This window comes from Vibrio sp. Vb1554, assembly GCF_033344235.1.
In genome coordinates, this window is the sequence record NZ_JAWPOJ010000002.1 from 145,885 (window position 1) to 164,905 (window position 19,021).

Here is a 19,021-nt window from a genome sequence, read left to right on the forward strand (position 1 = left end):
CCCGAAGGCGGTTTTTTTATTTATTGAGAATCGACGCTTCAATGATAGTTGCTAAGTATGGGTCTCTAATCCAAGTTACCAAACGTTCTGTACGCTCTTCAGGTTTCAGTTTTGCCCAGTTGATGTACATATCTTTATCAACTTTATAGCTTGGGTCTTCACAATCAGAAAAATAAGATAACTCATCTACATTTTTGTACTGCCTGCCCAACGACATCTCAAAGCTTTCAAGTTTAAACGGCGTTTTTTCCGCTGTATTACGTTGTACTAGAGAGGACACCTTTAGAACTGCTTCTTGGAATCGACCAGATGTCGAGACAACGGGTCCAAATGGTCGAAGCCCCTTGATTTCTTGCCCGTTCAGCGCTTTAAATGCGAACTCGAAACGAGACGCGTAGACCACCTTACCATCGAAATCTTCATCCATGTCTATGTTGGATAGAGCCTCAGAGACAAAATCTGCGTCTATATTTTTGTTAATCACATCGCTGTCATCTAGCGTCCATTTAGAACCGTCTTTCTTTAGTATCCCAATATAAGTAAGGTTACTTAGATACTCAGGACCAGCGGTAGTTTCAGATCCGAATACGGCTTCATTATCAAAAGTAGTAGATAGCTTTAGTGAAACTGGAACACTTTGCCATTCGAGGTTTTGTCCCTCATACGACTCTTTTCTGTGCTTGCCACCAATAAGCATAACTTCCATAGCGAATGACTTATTCGAAGTCCAATCAAAACCTTTGAGCTCATCAGCAGTAGTGAACATACTGTCTTCGTTCATAAACTGTCGTTTATTTCCGTAGTTGACCGCAATCGCACTGTGCTTAATGTCATCGATAACAGGCTTTGTCGGGCCTTTATGAACTTTACTATGTAAGACAAAATCTAGCGTTAACAAATCTTTCTCTGACACACTATTTCCGTTCGCAATAAAGCCCGATTTAGCAGAGAGTGTATAGTTATGGTTTGTATCGACTCCTACAGGAATCTGTCTAGGTGACGTAATAAATCGTCCGACTGTCTTGTCCACTCGTACTGGTAGCTTATAGTTGCTTCCAGATAGAGTGAACTCATAGGTCATATTTTTGAAGCCACCGCTGTTTACATATTCTTTGAGTACATCTTGTTGGGAGTCAATTTTTATCACCTGCCCAAAAATCGGACCGAGAGCAACTTGAGATAAGTATCCGCTATAATCGACTAAATCGTGCTTAGCGATCAAAGGCTTCACTCCAGAGAAGACATCATCGCCAAAGTAAAAATACGGTTCAAACTCACAACCAATAAGGACTTTGCCGTCTGCTTTTTCCGCCTCAAAAAATTCGGCCAACTCACCTTTGGGATCTACACTAAATTCCTCGTGTTTCATCGGCTTGAACATCAAATTAAACTTAGGTCCACTGGTATTAAGTAAACCGTCAGTGCGCTGATAAGACATCTCACACTGAAACACATTTGACGTCATCTGTTTCAGACTTTGTTTGCCTAACACCATTTGCCACTTCAAACGGTGGAAAGGCGATAATCGCACCTTTTTATTTGCTTTTAATCGTACCTTCTCCCACTCATCAAAGGTGACCCATTTAGAGTTGTCATGAGGCTCAGAGACTAATAACCTAACGAACCCTAGGTCCTCTTCTGATAATTTTTTAGACTCAACATTAAACTGTGTCGCAAACTCCACTAAGCCTCGTTGTTGATCGCGATTATAGAGCTTGTCTTGCACTGGAAACGCGACATTAAACGCCCCAGAAACGTCTTTCCTTTTTGGAGCAATATAGTTGGCTTTGTTACGAGTAATGATTTGTTCAGCTATTTCTTCACCGTAACTTTCAACTAATTGCTTGCGTCCCTCACGACGCATGAGTTCTTGGATCCACAAGTTGCACAAGTTTTCTTTTAACTCTGTGTTTAATATCCAACCATCGGTTTCAATATATCGCTGAATGTATTCATCGATAGCTAATATTCGCCACTGTTCTGTGAACTCTTGTTCGCCCTCAGCACAAGCTCTTTGAATCAAAAGCACCAAACCATTAATAGCAAGTGCACGGCGTTGATAGCGCTTAATCAGCTCCTTTGCACCCGTAGCTTTTCCTAAGTGCTCAACTAACGCATCTGATGACGTAAAATACACCTCAGTCAATTGCGTATTAATCTCAGCCAATGAATCAATAATCTCTGTGGTTTCATGGCTAAGTTGTTCAATTGCAGATACGCTTTTTCTAACCTCGTTGTAAGAAGACAAGTAATAATCAAAGAGTGCAGAGTCAAGCAACTGGGCACCACTCATCAGCATTTTTCCGCCTTCTTTGACAACGAAAAAGCCTCTTGCTGCCTGCCCTATTATCGGAACATAGCAAGCCATACCAACGATCATCTCGAAGATAGCTAGCTTGAGCTCTTTTGCAATTGCTTCTTCTCCCAAGTTCGCATTTAACTGAGCTAAACGCGCTTGCTCCATAGCCTTAAAGCCGAGTCGACTCGGTGGAATTCTCGCCGCAAACTCTTGTAGGTAGATTCGAACCTCAACACGTCGGTTAATATTAAGTTGCGCGTTTTCGCGTTTGATTTCGTTGTTTGGTACCTCGACTATCGGTCGACGTTCGCCAAAAAATCGAATGTCACTAACTGAAGAAAAGAACTCAGCAACATGCTGCGCTCGCTGTTGCGAAAGGTTTTGGTTATATTCTGAATCACCGTTTTGACAGGCATGCCCTTCGATTTCAACAACGGCATTTGGAATCTTAGATAATTCTTTATCGACAGCAGCCAAATATGACAAGTGAGGGGCTTGAACCTGATTGTTATCAAAAGGAAAAACCAAGCGTAAACCGGCACCTTTATGGTCTTTAACAAACATTGCACTGTCTTCAGCAACGTCATTCGGAATGCTGTCAGTAAACGTTACATTGTCGCCTAACTTATCTATGATTTGCTTAAGTAGTAATTCCCCGCTCTTCAGACTTTCTTTCCAGACTGGTACCCAGTTCAGATAATCGCGTGATACCTGCTCAAAATAACTTTTCCTGAGTTTAGCTTTCTCTTCTGCTAAGCGTAATTGCTCGCTTTTGTCAGTGATCTCTTTTATCTCATAGAAGGTGTTGATTGCATTGAGCCCTGCACCAGCAAAGGGCGACAAAAAGCTTTTGATACTGCCGTTACCTGTCAACCACGTTCTTGCAGCACTCCCCGCCACAACGTGGGCATTACCATTTCTCGCAGGTTCAATAACCTTGGTAAAGAACTTACTTTTGTCAAACCCCTTCTCTTTGAGGAGCACTTTTAAGCCCACTTGTGCTGCACGCTCGGATTCCGATGCCGCTTGGCGTAAATCTTGAAGAGTTTGGTAAGCTGCTGCGGTAGCCGATACCCCAAATGAAAACTCCAATGCCGAAATCATGGCTGGAGGTAATGCGCCCTTATCTACTTGCCCCCAAAACGTGTTTGCTAAACTTCCAACCACGTCGTGTTTACTGGAGGGATTTTGATGAATATTAATGCCAGCATTAACCAAACTTGGCGTAACTTTTGTACCAATCTCCCACAGCGCAGCACTCATACTGGCAGTCGTTCCGCTATTCTCTAGTTTTTCAAGCTCTCCCATTCGGAAGGCTTGTAGAGCTTTAAACTGCGTAGGAAATTGGTATATCAAAGACTCTTCAAGTGAGATCATGTCGCCCGCAACAACCGCGATCTTACCAAACGGTGTCGTTTGGCTAAGCGTGATGTACTCTCGTAGCTCGTAGGTGACTCTGGAGATAAGTCCAAACTCATCATACTCTTTGGTTACATTAGTGGCAGTCTGGGCAAATTCGGGAATTTTACCTGCTAACTCTCGGTCGAAAACCACTTCAATGGTGTACATGCCATCAGTAAAATCCTCTGACGCCAACGGAAACAACGCGATTGGACGATGCGAACCGCTGATTTTATCAAGTTTAGCCTGCGTTACAGTGTCCTCTTCTTGTAAGCTTTTATGTGTACTCGTTGTCTCGTCGAAACGCTTTACATCAACAATAGCGAGGTCATAATCATCGGTTGAAAACGCTACAGCGAGAAATGAAAAAGTTGGCACGATAAAACCACGAATGGGCTTATCTTCAGGTACAGAGTCATACCATTTGTTATATGTAACTTGCTCATCAGTTAGCGCTTGAGTACCTACTTCATATTTTGGTGCGAGCTGTGAACGCTTTACTTCTGTAACAGCATATTCCACTTTTTTTTCTAGCGAGTTAAGCGTTTGATCACCGCCATACCCCTTTAGCTTTTCTAAGATAGAAGCGAGGTCTGCGCACGCCTTTTTGATTGGGCGAGCCTTACTCTGCGCACCAATCGCCAACTCTGTAAGCATTGACCATTCAGGAAAAGACAGCTTATACGTCTTCTGTGTTAGTTCATGTACGGGCGAACGCAGTGCCAAAACCTGATTGACGTTGGTTTTTGGGTTTTTCTGCGTTGAATCACCGAGTACATGTAAACGGCCTAAATCGTCTGTCGCCCAAAGAGCAGCGCTTTCCTCACCTAAATTTATGGCAATAGGAAGACGTGACATAGGGCGGATATTTTTCAACTCTTCTAATGAGGTCAGATCTTTTTCGATATTAATCGCTCTATATTGAGGGTTCTGTGCATCCCCAATATTAGGAAAATCGACACCGAACAAATAGACATCTGTTGGTAAATACTTAAAGTTATTACTCATCGTTATCTACCTCCAGAAAGCGTCCATAATTAGCATCGGCATTATATAACACTGGTGTTATCGTGTTTTGACCAGATTGAATCACCTTCCATGACTGAGCACCATTTCCATTCATTTCATAACGGAGATCTGGCCCATAACGTCTTATGGTTATTATTGCTGCTCCTCTTTGTGTTTCATTACCGTTGTTACTGATATTGCCCACTTTAGCATAAACGTTCTTTTCATCGCCTTCCTTAGAAAACGCAAGCCACGTTTTTTCTTCAACGTTGATCAACACTTTACGGTACGAGTTTACTGCCCACACGTATTTTCCATTAGGGCTGATGGCAATTTGGCGGTAGATACGCTTTTCAATATCGACGGAGTCTTCAAACTCTTTTTCAGGTAAAATCGTGTATAAGCGTTTGAGTGTCTTGGCGTCATAAACTCCCACCCCCAAGCCCGCGGCATTGATTAACTTGCCATCTACAATGACCGTATCTTCAGACAACGGTACATCTACCTCTTCTTTGGTTCCCGTAGCTAGTGTGTATTTAAAACGCTTAAAACCATCTGAGAAATAGATGTAACTAGAGTCGTCCGCCCAGACTAAATATGGCTTGGTGCGCGCACTGCCCAACTGAATGGTCTGTTGCGTTTTTAAGTCAAAGATCGCTTTTATCAGAGGCTCGCCATAACTGTATGCGTATGCCACATAACGATTATTAGGGGAACGGCTCGTCACAAAGGTCTGAGGTGACGCCATACTTGGCATATCATCCGTAACTAAACGTAAATCTGTCCCATCAATTTTCACGCTCCAAATTTTGTAGCCATTTTCGTAATCGTTTACGAGAGGGTCTCGTGAGCTGACATTATTCCACCAAAACTGAATTCGAGGTTTGTCATAAGAGCTCGCATCAGACAAGTCTTCACGAGGCCACTCTTTTGCTCTGCGAACAGCATAGCCTGGTTTTACGGGAAGTGTACCTGGGTATTCAGGCTTGGACAGATCTTCAGAGTAAACAATAAAGTTGTGCTCACTTTGCCATTGGCAGCGTGGTCCGGTTACATCTATGCGATCGAGTGACGTTGTTTCACCGACATCGTAACAAGCCTTCTGAGTAGGTTCTTTTTCTACGGATTGTGTTGTTACCGTATTCGAAGTTTGATTACTTTCTTCACCACAGCCATTTAATAACATAACTGTCGAAAGAAGCGTGATACTTAACGTTGTTCGTTTCATTTTATAATAGTTCCGTGAGTTCAATGTCTTGATAAATAACTGATATTAAGACCGTTTTATCTGAGTTATGAGATCGGCAATGACGAGTGAGATTGACCCTTTTAACTTCTGGTAACCAACCGCTAAACACGACTTCTTTACAATACTCATCCACAAACTCAGCCTCGCGCAAAAAAATCTTTTGGCTCCATGTTTCATCAACACACGCCAGTTGGAAAAAATCATCCGGTTGATCGCACTGAGGGTTACTTTTATATGTGATTACAATGCCTTCACTTGGTGAGTTAACAACAGCGGCAGCAACACCTTGCTCTTTTTGACTGACGACATTGTAATCTGATTTGCTTAACACTTGAGTATCTAGATTCGGCAGCGAAATCACAGGTTCGGAGCTCGCATCAAAGTTATGAGCAGAAGAATAATCACTGAGGTCTACTTTAACCGCTTTCTCGTTATTCCCGCTCTTTAACTCGTTGAGTTGCTGAGTATTGAGTTGAGCCCGAGAATAATAAAGAGCAACATCACTCTGTACGCTGCCGTTGATTTTGTATGGAAGCCAAATATGAGGCAAAGGAACACCAAGCGGCTCTCTCTTAGTTTTACTTCCAGCCTTAAATGGACTCAACTCGGTTTGAAATAATTCTCTGTATGTTTCGCCTTCATTAGGCCAATCAGCAACCACTACCTCAACTTCTTCTCCCGTAAGACCAAAAACACGGGCGCAAGCGTATTCGTCCAACACGCCCTCATAGACTTTTTTACCGTCTTGGTACAGTTGAAACGCTTCCCCTGACAGAAATGCTTCGGAGTCTTCATCATATAAGCTGATATCGACCGATCTTTGAGGCGAGGACTTAGTGCTTTGGTAGAGCGATAGATCGACATCAGAAAAGCGTCCGTCGTTTTGAACTTGGATTTCTCGCCAAACTTCTGATTGCCAAACGACATAAATATAACCGCGATCAATAGATACATACCCTGAATCACTCTTATGAACTGGAACTACCGGCACCAACACGTTGTCCCACTCATCCATCTGAGTTTCTTTATCAACGGGTTGCAGGTCTTCGGCGAGTTTAAGCAAGATTGGCTGAGGTTGGTCGGAACAAGGGATTTTGATATAGAGCGTTTTGCCCTCAGCTTCGAGATCTTTAAACGTCGCGAGGCTGCGGTGTTTGTTTTCTGTATCAGCCTTGCCTACAGTCACTTTTTCTTTTTGAGCTTCGGTTTTTCCCAACATCAAACATGCTGCATTACTAGACCACTGCCCTGCAAACTCAACAACGATTTTTTGATCTGGGCTTGGCTCAGAAGGTACATGCGTGTAACTACGAACTAAAGCAACATCGTCGATAACCTGCTTGTATCCTGCTTTAAAAGCTTTGCTTTCATTCGAAGCAGATACAGAGTCAACGAGTGATTTAAGTCTAGGGAAGCTTTGCAGCTGAGAGTCCGTCAATGGCGACCGACGTGCAACGGTAGATAATGACACCCAATTGCCTTTTCCCAATTCGATTCTTATAGCAGCTAGTAATGCGCTGGTCGTTTTTTTGGCAGAGATGGAAATCTTTTGCGCCAATTCTTTAGGGAGGTTTCTAAGGATGTCATCTGAATTTCGCAAACGCGAAAGCTGTCCTATACACTCGTCCGGTGTAAGAACATAAGATAGCTCGTTGGAGGATAGCTTCGAGCTAGGTATAAATTTGCAAACTAAATGCATTTGAATTCTCCACAACCAACATCGTAAATATGGCTGCGGTGACAATTAAGCTGATAAGGCTTACAAGTACGATTTGGTCTGCGTATCCTACTTACTTAGCCATTTATTTTCAACGAGATAGAAAAATCGCCCGAAATCAAAAACACCAAAAAAATGGTGATTTTTACTATTAAAACATGCGATTTGACCACAATAAAAGCCAGTAACATCACCCACTCTGTCAAAATGGTAAAATCTTACTATCTAAAAAAATTTAATTTATGGACTGAAGTTAACAAAAATCGTAGTAACGTGTGCTTCAGGTAAGCACGAGGAAATTCAGAAGTTTATGAGGTGCCCTCCTCAGCAACAAACAACAAATTGACTGTTACTGAGGAAGTTTAAATAAAAAGGTGAGCGCATTACGCACTCACAAAAGTAACTGCTCTGAAGCTTGCTAGGATTAAATTTGCTTCATCGCGAGTTAAAGAGGTGAGGTATTACCCATCGACCTCATGCAGAACACTATACTCAGAGTATAGAAACGAGCGTAAATATATAATATTTAAAAAGATTTTCAACGCGACACATTCACCACAGCTCCTGCCGAGCGACCATCACAATCACGTCATACACACCTAAAAGCAACATTGGCCTAGTTATTATAGTTATTCAGCCTTGTATTAAGACGATTCATTAATTCGAGTAACTTATCAATAAAGGCAATTATTTTGATAAATATCACAAAAAGTCCCAAAGAAATAAAGCGAGCTAAACGCTCGCTTTATTTATGCCGCATTTTTTAAAGTTTTGTTATCACTAAAATATCGGTTGTAAACAGCACCTAAGGAGGCTGTACTTGCGAAACGATCATAGTTAAATGTTGCTTGAGCCTCTTCGGCAGAGGCGGAAAGCTTGTTGGTACCATTTACATAAATCGTCACTACCCCCTCCTTCAGTCCTGAAAGATCTAAATCAGTTGTCCATGAGTCTGAAAGCACGGTTGCCATGCCTGTGGCTTCTGTACCATCAGCGTCGACTGCTTTGATATCTATGAACTCACCATCTTCAAATCGTTCACTGCTACCACTTACTGTCACGCTTTCCACTCCAGTAACATCGTTGATAACGTCTAGGTGTATTGTCGGTGTAATTGGCATGGAGTAAGCCGTGTTCTGGCTACCGGTATTCCCTGATAAGTCTTGGTAGTCACGAACTAGTAACGCCACATTCAGCTCTGACGAGTCTGGTACCACTACATCACCAGTCCAAACACTTGGGTCCGCGGTTGCCATTAATGAAGTGATCGTTGTACCACCTAACTCCGCCGCTGCTGACTGCAGATCTTTATCGAATTCTAGCGTTACCGTCACGCTTTGGCCGATGGCTTGATGCTCAGGCGTAAACGTCACGTTAGTCAGCGTTGGCAGAGATTGCACGAGTGTAAAGCTCTGGCTTTCACTCACTTCAATGCCCGCTGAGTTCGTCCCCGTCACAATCACGGTATAAGTGCCATTGGTTTGATGACTCATATCAATCGCGTCACTGGTCCAAATGCCACCGGCTTGTACTGTTGCACTGCTGCTTTTCAATACCGTCGCGCTGCCTTGGGCTTTCACTTCAAGACGCAGGGACTGGCCGTCAAAACGTGTTGACGTGCCTTCGAATTGTAACGTGTCGGCTTGCACTTCATTCACACTGCCCACTGGCGTGATGGCTAAGGTCGGCGTGATCGGCATGGAGTAAGCCGTGTTCTGGCTACCGGTATTCCCTGAGAAGTCTTGGTAGTCACGAACAAGCAACGCCACATTCAGCTCTGACGTGCTTGGTACCACCACATCACCAGTCCAAACACTTGGGTCCGCGGTTGCCATTAATGAAGTGATCGTTGTACCACCTAACTCCGCCGCTGCGGACTGCAGATCTTTATCGAATTCTAGCGTTACCGTCACGCTTTGGCCGATGGCTTGGTGCTCAGGCGTAAACGTCACGTTAGTCAGCATTGGCAGAGACTGCGCGAGTGTAAAGCTCTGGCTTTCACTCACTTCAATGCCCGCTGAGTTCGTCCCCGTCACCATCACGATGTAAGTGCCATTGGTTTGGTGACTCATGTCCATTGCGTCACTGGTCCAAGTGCCACCAGCTTGTACCGTTGCGCTGCTGCTTTTCAATACCGTCGCGCCGCCTTGAGCTTTCACTTCAAGACGCAAGGACTGACCGTCAAAACGTGTCGACGTACCTTCGAATTGTAGCGTGGCGGCTTGCGTTTCATCCACATTACCCACTGGCGTAATAGCTAAAGTTGGCGTGATCGGCATGGAGTAAGCCGTGTTCTGGCTACCGGTATTCCCTGATAAGTCTTGGTAGTCACGAACAAGCAACCCCACATTGAGCTCTGACGTGCTTGGTACCACCACATCACCAGTCCAAACACTTGGGTCCGCGGTTGCCACTAATGAAGTGATCGTCGTGCCACCTAACTCCGCCACAGCACCTTGCAATGCTTTATCGAATTCCAGCGTCACCGTCACGCTTTGGCCGATGGCTTGGTGCTCAGGCGTAAACGTCACGTTAGTCAGCGTTGGCAGAGACTGCGCCAGTGTAAAGCTCTGGCTTTCACTCACTTCAATGCCGGCTGAGTTCGTCCCCGTCACCATCACGGTATAAGTGCCGTTGGTTTGGTGACTCATATCAATCGCGTCACTGGTCCAATTGCCACCGGCTTGTACCGTCGCACTGCTGCTTTTCAATACCGTCGCGCTGCCTTGGGCCTTTACTTCAAGACGCAGGGACTGACCGTCAAAACGTGTCGACGTGCCTTCGAATTGTAGCGTGGCGGCATGCGTTTCATCCACATTGACCACTGGCGTAATAGCTAAGGTCGGCGTGATCGGCATGGAGTAAGCCGTGTTCTGGCTACCGGTATTCCCTGATAAGTCTTGGTAGTCACGAACTAGTAACGCCACACTCAGCTCTGACGTGCTTGGTACCACCACATCACCAGTCCAAACACTTGGGTCCGCGGTTGCCACTAATGAAGTGATCGTCGCACCACCTAACTCCGCTGCGGCGGATTGCAGATCTTTATCGAATTCCAGCGTTACCGTCACGCGTTGGCCGATGGCTTGGTGCTCAGGCGTAAACGTCGCGTTAGTCAGCGTTGGCAGAGACTGCGCGAGTGTAAAGCTCTGGCTTTCACTCACTTCAATCCCCGCCGAGTTCATCCCCGTCACCATCACAGTATAAGTGCCATTGGTTTGATGACTCATATCAATCGCGTCACTGGTCCAAGTGCCACCGGCTTGTACTGTCGCGCTGCTGCTTTTTAGTACCGTCGCGCTGCCTTGGGCTTTCACTTCAAGACGCAGGGACTGGCCGTCAAAACGTGTCGACGTACCTTCGAATTGTAGCGTGGCGGCATGCGTTTCATCCACACTGCCCACTGGCGTGATGGCTAAGGTTGGCGTGATCGGTAATTCGTGAGCGGTGTTATCCTCACCTATGTTGCCAGTCAAATCTTTAAATTGACTAACAACCAAGTCGACACTTAACAGCGCGGTGCTCGGAACTTGTACATCACCAACCCAGACCTTTTTATCTGCCGTTGCTGACAGAGAACTAATGCGATTTCCGCCAAGCGTAGCGGTCGCCTCTTGGAGATCTTTATCAAACTCAAGCGAGACACTCACGCTTTGCCCCACGCTCTGATGCTCAGGGTTAAATGTCACATTGGTCAGTTTTGGTAAGGTTCCTTCAACCGCGATATTTAAACTGCTTCCTTTTCCAGGAATGGTGTTGGTACTTTGGTAGCTATCATCCTCTACCTGTATTGTTATGTTTTTATCTTGCTTTTCTGGACTGATGTAATTAACCGTCCACGTAATATTGTCTGAAGTCGACCAAGTATCTTGTTTTAACGTTCCTGTTGCACCGCTATCACTAGCGACAAGGTGGACATCTGAGATATCAAAGTTCGTAACTTCTTCTGTAAAGTTAAACGTAAGTGTAATCTCTTCACCTCCAAAAAGAGGGGCGCTTGAAGCAGTAGATATACTTAGCCCGGGAACGGTTGCCGCTTCCACATGCGCGTCAATAGAACTTTCACTCTTGTTATCCACCTTGTCTGTTGCTGCCACCGTGATCGTATGATCGCCTTTAGGTAACAAATAGCTTATGACATAAGGCCCCGCTTCGGTTGTCGGCTCAGTAATCGCTTGAGGAGCCACAGTGCTGCCACCACTCACCGCTTTTGACGTGACGAGGGTTAAATTTTTATCTGTAATGTATGCGCTAATTTCTAGCTGATACTTATCGTTTGTCGGTACCTTAGAGGTTTGATTAGCACTTAAGCCCGAAATACTTGGAGCGTCATAATCAACAATAGATTCGATAACCTTTCCATCATAACTTTTGCCTAGTAATTCAAAGCTTGTATTCTCTCTTCCAACTGAGTCCGTCACCGTCACCTTAAGGGTATATGACCCTTGGTTATCGACGGCAAAGTTCATCATTCCATTACCACTAGATGAGATAACATCACCTGAGTAACGCAAGGAATCACCGAGGCTTGGAATAAGCTCCACAGAATATTGTGAAGCTTTCACTCTTTCTCCTTCCACCGTAGATACCGTAAACGGCTGGCTTGCCTTGGTTAAAAACAGTTTCCCACCCTGCAAACTCGTAATTCCATCGAAATCAACTGTGACTTTAGGAACACTAATATCAATGACTTTTCTGATGTCTGAATATAGCCCAACACTATCTGTCGCTTTGATATCAACCGTGATTGAACCACGCCCCTCTAACTGAGATTTCGGTAGTTCAAAGTACGTAGATGAACCATTCCCATCCTCTACTCTTTCTTCTTGATAACTCGGGTTTAAAACCGAGTAGTTTACTTTTGCGAGGCTGCTACCAGTGTCCGTTATGTCAAAACGAAAACGAACATTATCAGGATTTGTTGGCGATTCGGTTACGATAATCTCATCGCCAACACTTGGAGGTGTGTTGTCAACTTTAATATCAACGGTCGCTTCACCGACTCTCGACCACACATCCGTTGCAGTAATCGTTGTCCTGATCGTTTTTCCATCCGCATCGCTAGGAAGTTCACTTGTAAATGTTGAACACTTGTAGGTTGGATCATCTGCACACACCTCTAATTGTGCAAACTTCTCCGGATTATCTTTATAGTTGTAGGATTCCGTTCCAAATCTGGCCATCACATTGTCTAGCCTAGAGTTTTCATACAGCTTAATTCTGAACTTGGCGACAAGCTGCTGACCATTAATGGTTGTGTTTCCAACCGGATCAGTAATTTCAACGACTACCGAACCTTTAGGTAATTCAAGCAATAGATCGTGCTCTGGCGTCAAGTTTCCTGCTAAATCAGATAAGTTCTTGATTTTGTATTCTTGAGTTGTACTCAGGCCATCAATAATATCGGCATAGGATTCAGAATACGTACACTTGATATTTCCAACACCTTTGGCACAAGTCGTTGGTGTATAAGCTTTGTTGCCAAGATTACGAACCAACTTTGGATATTCATCTGAACTTTCGGTATTCACGCCTGATAAAGCATCATTAAAAGAGAGCTCAAATGTGAGCATCTTCTTCTTCAAAGCTTCATCAAACCAAACATCACTTCCTTTAAAACTGTATGAGTTACCATCTACGACTGTCGGTGCATCAATATCCACCATCGAGAAATTGAACTTGTTGATCGTTTCACGCCCATTTGTACCCAAGGTTTTAGTGATCAAAGTAACAGGTGCTTTCGTCATGTTTTGCCCAACATTGACACTACAACTGTAAGGTTCTTGCGATACGTTGATAACACCAGAAGTTGGTTGCTCATTAGTTGGTGGCGCATCCAGAGAGTTGTATTCTTCACGAACCCAACACTCTAACGTTTTGGCTTTGACCGCACTCAATGTAGTAAAGGTGACATCAAGAACACCATCAGATAAGTAATTTTGGAAGTCCAGCGGGCTTTCAACTGTTAGAACCACGCCTTCACGCTGTACGCTAAAGGTTTGGTTTACTTTTCCAACCTTTCGGTCTTTTTCATCAAGGTAACGAACTTTGTTATAAACTTTGATATCAAGTTCATAATTACCATCTTTGGCAATTTGTGTAGAAAGCAACGTTGCAGTCCAAGTGCCATCTGCGGTTTCTGAGAACGTAAAGTTAGTCCCGTTTTGCTCTCCAGAGAACCTATACGTTGAGTCAATTCGATCAACGCCACTATCATCAACAATATCAAGCGTCAGTACGATATTCCCATCTTGATAGATGGTGTTGTTTGTAATTGGCGTTCCATCCGTGTAACTCATCGCCAGCGTCACCTGCGGGATGGAGTTGTACACTTTGACGGTAAAATCTTGCTCATCACTGGTTAAGGTTGTGTTGCCACGAACATCAGACCCTTTTAAACGAATCTTGTGTGTACCCGTACCTAAATCACCAAGGCTCACTTTGAGATCCTCATTGATTTTTGTACCGGGAGAGCCAGGTAATGGTTCCAGATCGCTAAACGTCCAATACTCTAGGCTTTCTCTATTTACGCCATTAATTGAAACATCACCGTTAGCATTTAGGTCTAGCGCCGTTAGGTCAAAGACATAGTTACCTAAGTAGTAGTCATTCGCATTGAAACCACTTAATCCTAATGTTGGCCCATCACGATCAAGAATAACCTTGTGCGTGTTAGAACTAGACTCAAAACCATATATATCGGTTGCTTTTACATACAATGACGTTGTTTTTTCATCTTCAGAAATGTCTATTTTATCTGTGTCACTCTTGATAAGAGACATGACAAACTCTTTAGATGAATCCGTTGGCACAATTGTCTTAATTGGCGAATCTTTACCACTTTGATACAGCGAGACTTGCTCAAGGTCTGAATCGTCTATTACGGATTTAAATCGCACATTGAACTCACGCCCTATGACATAGTTCTCTTTAGACAATGTGTCTTCAACCCAAGGCGTGTTTAGGATGATTTCAGGGCCTTTGTTATCGACTTGGAAGGTAAATTTCCCTGTTGTACTAACATTGGCAGGGTAAGCGTTGTCCGTCGCAGTGACGTAAAACTCATTCCATTCATCGTAATCAAATGCTTTTGAAACCAGTTGGACTTTGACGTCAGGCTGTTCACCAACTAGGTATGGTACGTCACACTCCTCTGTTAGAGGGTCACAGCTTTCTAATGTCAGAGCCTGACCAGATCCGCGGCGCAAATCTATTTTTACGTTATTGCCAGAGCTTAACGTCCCCCAATCAATGACAGGTGTCCATTGGTTATTACCGCCTAAACGGCTTTGAACCTGCTCGCTTTTTACAATAGGAGCTTCAGAGTCGATACGAATATTGAATCTCGGAGCGGTGCTAGTTAACTCTGAAACGGAGTTACCTAAGTTGTCCTCTGCTGCGGCAACAACTAACCAATCTCCATCACCAGGATAAATCGTAGAGCCTTGATTTGAACAAATCTCGCCCGTACATAGTTTGACTTTAAACGCGTCTTTTGAGTTAGTTGCAAAGTTTTCTGGTGTGTATGTTACTTTTTCACCGGTTTGCTGGTAGAAAACAAGGCTCCTCGAGGCAAGCTTATCACCAACAATATCCTCAACCTTGAAGGTTAATTCATGAGTATTGTTCGCATTTAAATAAATACCGTTTTCTACAGGTTTACCATCGACATCATTCGGTGGAAGATAACTGGCCTTAGGGAAATCGTTATCAATAAACACCGATTCTATAAACGGAGATTTACCATTATAACCATACGCATTGCCATGTGGGTCCATAGCACTGGTCTCCACGGCAAACTCTATAATGTCTTTTAGTTCACTAGACTGGGAGTTGAGGGTGAAGAAGTACTCTTTTCGATAAGCATTGCTGCTGCCTGAGTTTTCTGCGATGTTGATGTCCAGTGGTATTTCAATATTTGGCTCATTAGCTTGATACCACATCGTGCTAAACTTCGGGCCGTAAGCGTCGGTTCCTACAATACCAGAAGGATCGTCTAGGACAATTTTAGAAACAACCTCGCCAGCGATATAAAGCCTATTACCAACCATCGTCTCTCTACCGCTTTCAATGGTTAATTTTGGCTGCGGAGGCAAGGTATCGATACTACTACCCTCTGTATCAAAAATGTTCTTACCATTTAAGTCAGGATTAGCCATCGAAATATCATCAGCATAGAGCTGCGCGATATTGGTCTCAATACCGTATTTGCTCGCCATGATTTCATAATACGATTGCGCCAGGTCTTTTCGGTAAGTTTCAGCGCCAAACGTGTAAGAATCGAGCGTAACTTGACTTCCTCCGGCCCCTATACCATTTGCTTTTCCATCGTAGCTAAAATCATCGTAAATAGCAGATGCAAAATCTAATGAGTTATTTCTTGGCATTCTCTCGGCAATACTATCAATTGCTTCAACAAGGAATCGGTGTAGATAGTCATTTGATGGCTTGTCTGGAATCGCTTTAGTCGTAAGCATTTCATTGGTTGCATAAGACACAACCGTTGGGTCAAACCCAAAGAATGAGTTGTTATTCGTACCTGATAACGCGTAGCGCACCTCATCGAGAATTTGAATCGCACGTTCTGAAGTTTTCTCTCCCGCTGTCACTTGATCCCACTGGAAATCAAACAAACCAGTCTGATATGTCGATAGTTCAGTAATATAGTAAGTTTGAGAACCTTTGAGCTTAAAATACACACCAATATTGGCCTTGTTTAAGTCAACCGTTACTTTCTTGGTCCCTGGATCTCTTTTCCATTGGTAATAGTATGGCTCACTGCCTTCGATACCAATTAAACGAACACGCATGAAATCATAATTCACTACGTCAGTTGTGGTTTCACAGCTCGCTACGTCAAGAGCCATAGACTGGTCACTTTCCAGTTGCTGGATAGTGGTACAACTTGCAAGTGAAGTGAATTCACCACTTGGGCTCAACCCTTCAAGTTGAGCTCGCGCACCAATAAATGGTGTCACCACTTTTATGGTTGGTAGGTCAAAGCTACTTCTAAAATATACTTCTCTTGGAGTGCTTTCGTTATCAGACTCATCGACGGTTTGAATGACTAACTTTTGACTACTGTTTTCTGATACCGATTTAAAGCTGTCACCCAAAATATCTCTTACAAAAGGAATGTAATAGATGACATCCTCTACTCGCCCATTGCTATCTAACAGCGTTTCGTGCGGAATTTTTGCGATGTAATCGTCATCGGATGCGGTTGTGTCAATAACTTGCTGAAGTGAGTAGTTGTTATCGTTGTTTTGGCTTACGAAGTACTTGACGACGAGCTTAAGCTTATTAGCGTTGGAGCCTAAAACCGTATCGGTGTTTACGTCTGAAACTTTCACACGAACATAAGGGATTTTATTCTCTTTCAATAAATTAGCGTTGAAGTTACTAAAATCTATCCCTTTTAATGAGTTCTGAATCCCTAAACTTGCGTACGCATAATCAATCTTCAGGAAATCGCGGCTTGCTTGAACATTGTCTGGGGTGTACGTATCTTGAGAGTAGATACCATCGTAAGTGGTTCGTTCACCATCTAAACCCACATTTACGTACGTCATTGACGTACCTTCAGGATAGGTTATCGTCTGTGCTGGCGCTTGATCGTCACGACTTACTGCATGCTGCGCAGAGCCCGTATTGCCTTTGCTATCCCTCGCTCGAACCTCAAAGACCGTCGTAGATAGGAATTCATCAGTTGGGTAAGCCTTACTAAACTCACAAGCATTTCCAGACTCTACAGTGACAGGAGAACATGTGACGCCCTCATGTAAGCCATCTTTAAATGAAATACTGACCGAACTAATCTCTTGCGAGCTTTCTTTTACAACGCCTTTCAGAACGTATTCTTTAAGTTGGTTATTAATTGCACTCGCCGATGTAATATCGATAACAGGCGCATCGTTATCCCATTCAAAGTTGATATGAAGACCCGAATGGCTGCCTGGAATTAACTCATTACCCAGTACATCCGCTGTATACAAGACTAACCGTGCTGCTGTTACGTTTGAGAGCCCTGTGGCAGGGTTCATATCTACACTATCGATCTCTTTGGTATTAATGTTAACTTTAACGTTGGTCTCTCGAAGGCCAACTTCAAAATCATCAAATTCAACCGAACAGAATGTGCTTCCAAAATCTTGTATGTCGTTACATTGAAATTCACCAGACCAAGAGCCATTAATCTGATACTGAATAAAGGCGGATACGTCTTCTACACCGATATCATCAACAATTTTTAGGTCAACTTTATCGGTGCCTGCAAGTACATCACGGTCAATGCGTGTCACGATAGGCGCTGTGGTATCAATCTCCGTCCCATCTCGCGGTGGAATGACGCCATCTGTACTGCCATATGTACCTAAGTCATTAAGCTTCTTACTAAAGTCGACATAGTCGGCAGCATCAGTACCTGAAATATTGATACTTGGGTCGTTTACCACGATCAAAACGTGCTGAGATAAGTCACGTGTGTAAACGTCGCTGTTTATCTTTTTCTGTCCAAAGCTAAGGGGAGTCACTGCTCCTGAAGTCTTGCTCACTTCAAGACCATCAAGAACACCATCTGCAATAACATCCCGATATTGGATGTCAGCGAAGTGCATCGAAGTGTAGACGTTATCGCTGTTGCCGTATTTTTTTATAAGATCGTAAGAGTAAGACGAGTATGCTGTTAATAAAGCGCCGTATTGATGCCCAGTACTAGCAAAGCTGCTTTGCCCACCTTTGGTAATATCAATAGGTTTGGTCTCATTTACGTCAAACCCATACATGCTATTGATACTATCCAAAGCGGTTGAAAAGGCACTTTCATCTGTGGCCCCCTGAGAAATTTTGTACTTTGCCAAGCCTGCTGCCAAGTTCGACAGCGGAGTAAGCATTAACTTTTGCTCACTCCCCTCTTTAAAGTTCACAACACCTTCAAATTTAAGTGTCTTCGCATTACTCACAGATACCGTTTCATTTGTAAACGGATCGGTATAACTCCCCTCTTTTGCAACAACAAAAAGAGGCATTGACGAAGATTCAAACTCTAGCAGATAGTTTCCGAAGGCATCAGACGTCGTGTTAGCCAACTTCCGACCTAAGTTTCCATTTTTGAACTCGAAAACCTCAATCTTGGCGCCATTGACTGGGGCGTCAAACACCATACCGGAAATGCTTCCTTTGCTTCTAGCTGGAGGTGTGTTGTCTCCTCCATCACCACCACCACATGCACTCAATAAAAGAGATGTAAGCGTAAGACCTAATGTTAATTTCAGCGTATTTTTAGCGAACATAGTAATTTGGCAAAATATATTTTCCCAAGATTATATTATTGAAAAATATTTTCTCA

The 19,021-nt window shown here is 43.6% G+C and carries 4 protein-coding genes; all 4 read right to left on the bottom strand.

The annotated features are described in order from the left end of the window. Positions 1-16: 16 nt before the first annotated feature. The 4 genes from R8N28_RS02600 to R8N28_RS02615 all read right to left on the bottom strand — a co-directional run bounded on the left by R8N28_RS02600 (position 17) and on the right by R8N28_RS02615 (position 18,965). Complete coding sequence (locus R8N28_RS02600; protein WP_065275205.1) at positions 17-4,708, bottom strand: OmpA family protein; 4,692 nt, start codon at positions 4,706-4,708, stop codon at positions 17-19. Continuing rightward, positions 4,701-5,936 (bottom strand): TolB family protein, encoded by a 1,236-nt coding sequence (locus tag R8N28_RS02605; protein ID WP_054574686.1) that lies wholly within the window; start codon positions 5,934-5,936, stop codon positions 4,701-4,703. Before R8N28_RS02605 ends, R8N28_RS02600 begins: the two co-directional genes overlap by 8 nt. A gap of 1 nt (position 5,937) precedes the next feature. Then, a complete protein-coding gene (locus R8N28_RS02610; RefSeq protein WP_065275204.1) occupies positions 5,938-7,656 on the bottom strand; it encodes a hypothetical protein in 1,719 nt (572 codons plus the stop codon). A 767-nt stretch (positions 7,657-8,423) separates the two neighbouring features. Continuing rightward, the gene (locus tag R8N28_RS02615) at positions 8,424-18,965 is read right to left on the bottom strand and encodes a tandem large repeat (RefSeq protein ID WP_318183316.1); all 10,542 of its coding nucleotides are present in this window, start codon (positions 18,963-18,965) and stop codon (positions 8,424-8,426) included. Positions 18,966-19,021 lie beyond the last annotated feature (56 nt).